The sequence below is a fragment of the Streptomyces sp. SM1 genome, from assembly GCF_002910825.1.
Taxonomy (GTDB): Bacteria; Actinomycetota; Actinomycetes; order Streptomycetales; family Streptomycetaceae; genus Streptomyces; species Streptomyces okerensis.
On the sequence record NZ_NEUB01000647.1, the window covers coordinates 1 to 5,527 of the forward strand.

At 72.0% G+C, this 5,527-nt stretch carries 5 protein-coding genes and 1 pseudogene; 4 read left to right on the forward strand and 2 right to left on the reverse strand.

Features of this window, described 5'->3' with window-relative positions:
- A pseudogene (locus tag B9S61_RS16825) lies at positions 1 to 350 on the reverse strand (hypothetical protein); the annotation flags it as partial.
- Between the two features lie 261 nt (positions 351 to 611).
- Here B9S61_RS16825 and radA point away from each other — a divergent pair.
- Together radA and disA are read left to right on the forward strand one after the other, a co-directional pair.
- A complete protein-coding gene (radA, locus tag B9S61_RS16830) occupies positions 612 to 2,024 on the forward strand; it encodes a DNA repair protein RadA (protein ID WP_103542998.1) in 1,413 nt (470 codons plus the stop codon).
- A gap of 80 nt (positions 2,025 to 2,104) precedes the next feature.
- Complete coding sequence (disA, locus tag B9S61_RS16835; RefSeq protein ID WP_103542999.1) at positions 2,105 to 3,229, forward strand: DNA integrity scanning diadenylate cyclase DisA; 1,125 nt, start codon at positions 2,105 to 2,107, stop codon at positions 3,227 to 3,229.
- A 129-nt stretch (positions 3,230 to 3,358) separates the two neighbouring features.
- On the opposite strand, the gene B9S61_RS16840 is transcribed toward disA, so the two are convergent.
- Complete coding sequence (locus tag B9S61_RS16840) at positions 3,359 to 4,237, reverse strand: hypothetical protein (RefSeq protein ID WP_103543000.1); 879 nt, start codon at positions 4,235 to 4,237, stop codon at positions 3,359 to 3,361.
- 169 nt (positions 4,238 to 4,406) lie between these two features.
- Here B9S61_RS16840 and B9S61_RS16845 point away from each other — a divergent pair, with 169 nt between their 5' ends.
- Entirely contained in the window at positions 4,407 to 4,586 is a 180-nt protein-coding gene (locus tag B9S61_RS16845; RefSeq protein ID WP_219819924.1) for a hypothetical protein, read from the forward strand.
- A gap of 47 nt (positions 4,587 to 4,633) precedes the next feature.
- Positions 4,634 to 5,527 (forward strand): transposase (locus tag B9S61_RS16850; protein WP_146064868.1); only part of this gene is annotated, 894 nt, incomplete at its 3' end.

Below are 5,527 nucleotides of genomic sequence, written 5' to 3' on the forward strand. Positions count from 1 at the left end.
GCGCGGCGTACGGCGTGGCCGGCCGGGCGTTTCTGCCTGGCCTCGGCCAGCTTGCGCAGACACGCCCAGCGGGCCAGCGCGTACAGCCAGGCCCTGCGGCTCCCGAGTTCGTCCGGGACGTTCCGGCCGCGGCGATCGGCGAGCGCGAGGACCTCGGCCAGGGCGGCGGTCGCCGCGTCGTGGTCGCACAGCACGGACAGGCAGTAGGTGAACAGGCCGTCCAGGTGGGGTTCGTAGCGGGTGGCCGGCCGCTGCGCCAGAGTGCGCGCGGCCCCTCGGTCGCGCACTTCCCGGTGCGTCCGGCGTGCTCCGGTCGTGCGGGGCGAGGTCTCCGGGCCACTGCTCGTCATTCGGCGACCGTAGGCGCCTCCGGACGGCCTCTTCCGGACCCCCGGGCACATTTAATCCGTACGGGTGAAACGATCCCTCAAACGGGGACAGGAACCTTTCACCACCCACGGGCAGCGCCCGTCCGGAGGCGGCGGCGAGGACCTCGGCGCGGGCCGGACAGCGGGAGAACGGCCCGGCAGGGCGCCGGCCGGAGGCCGGGCCACGACCACCGGAACACGGCTGCCCCCGTCGATGTCAGAGGGTGCGGCTACCTTTTCCGCATGGCTGCCCGCACCAAGACCTCCAAGGACCGTCCGTCCTACCGCTGCACCGAGTGCGGCTGGCAGACGGCCAAGTGGCTCGGCCGCTGCCCCGAGTGCCAGACCTGGGGGACGGTCGAGGAGTACGGCGCGGCGCCCGCGGTCCGCACGACGGCGCCCGGGCGGGTCACCACCTCCGCCCTGCCCATCGGCCAGGTCGACGGCCGTCAGGCCACCGCCCGCTCCACCGGGGTGCCCGAGCTGGACCGGGTGCTCGGCGGCGGACTCGTACCCGGTGCGGTGGTGCTCGTCGCGGGTGAGCCGGGTGTGGGCAAGTCCACGCTGCTGCTGGACATCGCGGCCAAGGCGGCGAGCGAGGAGCACCGCACGCTCTACGTCACGGGCGAGGAGTCGGCGAGCCAGGTCCGGCTGCGCGCCGACCGCATCCACGCCATCGACGATCATCTCTATCTCGCCGCCGAGACGGATCTGGCCGCCGTGCTCGGCCATCTGGACGCGGTGAAGCCGTCCCTGCTGATCATGGACTCGGTGCAGACGGTGGCCTCACCGGAGATCGACGGCGCCCCGGGCGGCATGGCCCAGGTCCGTGAGGTGGCGGGCGCGCTGATCCGGGCCTCCAAGGATCGCGGGATGTCCACGCTCCTGGTGGGCCACGTCACCAAGGACGGGGCGATCGCGGGTCCACGCCTGCTGGAGCACCTGGTCGACGTCGTCCTGCACTTCGAGGGCGACCGGCACGCGCGCCTGCGTCTGGTGCGCGGCGTCAAGAACCGCTACGGCACGACGGACGAGGTCGGCTGCTTCGAACTGCACGACGAGGGCATCACGGGCCTCGCGGACCCCAGCGGGCTTTTCCTGACCCGCCGTGCCGAGCCGGTCCCGGGCACCTGTCTGACCGTCACCCTGGAGGGCCGCCGCCCCCTGGTCGCCGAAGTGCAGGCGCTCACGGTCGACTCGCAGATCCCCTCCCCGCGGCGCACCACGTCCGGTCTGGAGACCTCCCGGGTGTCGATGATGCTGGCGGTGCTGGAACAGCGCGGCCGCATCAGCGCTTTGGGCAAAAGGGACATCTACTCCGCGACGGTCGGCGGGGTGAAGCTGTCCGAACCGGCCGCGGACCTGGCCATCGCGCTGGCGCTGGCGTCGGCGGCGAGCGACACCCCGCTGCCGAAGAACCTCGTCGCGATCGGCGAGGTCGGCCTCGCCGGCGAGGTGAGACGGGTCACGGGCGTCCAGCGCAGGCTCGCCGAAGCGCACCGTCTTGGCTTCACGCACGCCCTGGTCCCGGGCGATCCGGGCAAGGTCCCGCCGGGCATGAAGGTACTGGAAGTGGCGGACATGGGGGACGCGCTGCGCGTCCTTCCGCGCTCCCGTCGCCAAGAGGCCCCACGGGAAAAGGAGGAGCGCCGGTAGACTTTGCCCAGGTCTCGCCCGTCCGTACGAACCGAGTGCGCGAAACGGGGGCGCCCAGAACCTGCGACCGGAGGAGTGCAGTGGCAGCCAACGACCGGGCAGCGGCTCCCGGAAAGTCCGGCGGGAGCGCCGGCTCCGAGGGCCTGATGCGCGCCTCGCTGAGCGCCGTGGCACCCGGCACCAGCCTGCGTGACGGCCTGGAGCGCGTGCTCCGCGGCAACACCGGCGGTCTCATCGTGCTCGGGTTCGACAAGACCGTCGAGACGCTGTGCAGCGGCGGTTTCGTCCTGGACGTCGAGTTCACCGCGACCCGGCTGCGCGAGCTGTGCAAGCTGGACGGCGGCATCGTCCTGTCGTCCGACCTGTCCAAGATCCTGCGCGCCGGCGTCCAGCTGGTACCGGACCCCACCATCCCCACCGAGGAGACCGGCACCCGGCACCGCACCGCGGACCGCGTCTCCAAGCAGGTCGGCTTCCCCGTCGTCTCGGTGTCGCAGTCGATGCGCCTGATCGCGCTGTACGTCGACGGCCACCGCCGGGTCCTCGAGGACTCCGCGGCGATCCTGTCCCGCGCCAACCAGGCGCTGGCCACCCTGGAGCGCTACAAGCTCCGCCTCGACGAGGTCGCCGGCACGCTGTCGGCGCTGGAGATCGAGGACCTGGTGACCGTCCGGGACGTCTCCGCGGTCGCCCAGCGCCTGGAGATGGTGCGCCGCATCGCCACCGAAATCGCCGAATACGTGGTCGAACTGGGCACCGACGGGCGTCTCCTCGCACTCCAGCTCGACGAGTTGATCGCGGGCGTGGAGCCGGAGCGCGAACTGGTCGTGCGGGACTACGTGCCCGAGCCCACCGCCAAGCGCTCCCGCACGGTCGACGAGGCCCTGCACGAGCTGAACGTGCTCACCCACGCGGAGCTGCTGGAGCTGTCGACGGTGGCCCGGGCCCTCGGCTACACCGGCTCCCCGGAGACCCTCGACTCGGCGGTCTCCCCGCGCGGCTTCCGTCTGCTGGCCAAGGTGCCGAGGCTGCCGGGCGCGATCATCGACCGGCTGGTGGAGCACTTCGGCGGTCTGCAGAAGCTGCTCGCGGCCAGCGTGGACGATCTGCAGACGGTGGACGGCGTCGGCGAGGCGCGGGCGCGCAGCGTGCGTGAAGGGCTGTCGCGGCTGGCGGAGAGTTCGATCCTCGAGCGGTACGTGTAGCGCACCCCTGGTGCCGGCCGCCGCGTCGGCGCCGGCCCGGGGTGCCGCACAGCCGGGCGTTCTTGCGGGACGCCCCTCCCGGAGGGGGCCGGCCGGCGCCCGCGGCGGTCAGAGCCTGCCTGACAGACCCTAAGCCGCCTTCAGCACGAACGACGTCCGCACCTTCTCGAAGCCCGGCGCCTTCGCCTCCACCAGGTAGGTGCCCGCCTTCGCCGCCCCCGCCTTCGGGGTCGCGCACTCCGGCGCACTCGCCTTGCGGTCCCACTTCACCGTGTAGGTGATGCTGTCCGCCGCCGGCACCCGGAACACCAGGCTCCGGGCCCCCTTCGGGCAGTCGTCCGACGCCCAGTACGTGTCGTCACCGCTCGCCTGAGTGACCGTCACCACCGCCCGATCCGGGCCGAGATCGAGCTTGCAGTCGCTGCCGGAGGTGTTCCGCGCGGTCAGCAGGAACGTGGGCGTCTGCCCGGGCTCGTAGTCGTTGCGGGCACTGCGGAGACTGAACTTCACCGCACTCGCCGTGCAGTTGGGCAGCCCGGACCCGGACCCGGCCGGCAACGCGTCCCCCGCGCCGACCCCGGCCGACGTACCGCCCTCCGAACCGCCACCCGCGCTGCCCCCGGCACCGCCACCGGAGTCGCCGGTACCGCCGGAGTCCGCGGGGTCGCCGTCGGCTCCGTCGTCACCGGACCCGGGAGAAGAGCCACCGGAGTCCGACCCGTCCGACCCGTCCGACCCGCCGGACCCGCCGTCACCCGACTCGTCACGGCCACCCGGCGCCTGGCTGATCGCCGGCCCCGAACTCGACGGCCCCGCCGTGATGGAGGGCGCGGGACTCTTGCCGTTGGCCCCGTTGTCACCGCCGCCCCCGCCCCCGCCCCCACCGCCGGAGACGACGACCCAGGTGATCAACAACGCCAACAGGGCCAGCAGAGACAGCAGTACGGCCCTCCGCCGCCAGTAGATGGTGGAGGGAAGCGGCCCGACCGGATTGCGCAGAGATCCCACGGCGCAAACCTTACGAGAGATCGGCGCGTTCGCTTGTCCCACCCGCCGCTCAGATCCACAACTTTTCCGGATCATCATCCCGGTTACCGTCCCGCCACCCCCGACTTTCGTCAGGTACGGCATGCGACGATCGCAGGGTGTGACCGTTCCGGCCCTTCGAATACGGTCCGTGACCATGGACTTCGTGGACAGCGGTCTCTACCGCGACATCACCGACTACGCCCAGGACAGCCCGACTTGGGTGCAGCTCGCGGCCGAGATCGGAACGGAGGCCGGGTTGCTGGTCTTTGTCGCACTGTTCGACTCTGGTGCGCAATTCCTGACGCGGAGTCCGATGGCTGCGGCATGATCGGCCCTGCGGCCGGTTTCCCCGTTCCTCGGCCGCAGGGGTGAGAGATGTCGATGCAGCCCAAGGCCCTGCCACCGGTACCGGAGCAGACCGCGAAGATCGCCCGCAAGGCTTTCCCCAAAGGGAGCCTGCCGATACGGGTCCGCGACCGGCTGGCCGAGGTGTTCGCCGACGAGCCGTTCGCCGAGGCGTTCGGTACGCGCGGCGCCCCTGGGCTGTCGCCGGGTGTGCTGTCGCTGGTGACGGTGCTGCAGTTCGCTGAGAACTTGACCGACCGGCAGGCCGCGGCCATGACGGTGCGGGCCATCGACTGGAAGTACGCCCTCGGGATGGAGCTCGCCGACACCGGCTTCGATCACACCGTGCTGCCCCGCTTCCGCGCCCGCCTTGCCGAACACGGCCTGGAACGAGTGGTGTTCGACCGGCTGCTGGAGTACTGCAAGGATGCCGGCCTGGTGGCCGCCGGCGGCAGGCAGCGCACCGACGCCACCCACGTCATCGGCGCGGTGCGGGACCTGAACCGCACGGAGCTGGCCGGGGAGAGCGTCCGCGCGGCCCTGGAAGCACTCGCGGTCGCGGCACCGTCCTGGTTGTCGGACACGATCGACGTGGCGGAGTTCGCCCACCGCTACGGCGAGCGGATCAACGGCTGGACGATGCCGTCGTCCCAGACCAAGCGCGAGAAGCTGGCCCACGTCTTCGGCCAGGACGCCCTGACGCTGTGCCGGGCGGCCTACGCGCCTGCCGCCCCGCCCTGGATCCGCGACATCGAGGCCGTGCAGACCCTGCGGCAGGTGCTGGTGCAGACCTACTACCTGCACACCGATGCGCGCGGGCGGGAGGTGGTCAGGAAGCGGGAGGCCGAGACAGACGGCGTCCCGCCCGGCAGTATCCGCCTGGCCTCCCCCTACGACACCGACGCGCGCTGGGCCGCCAAGGGC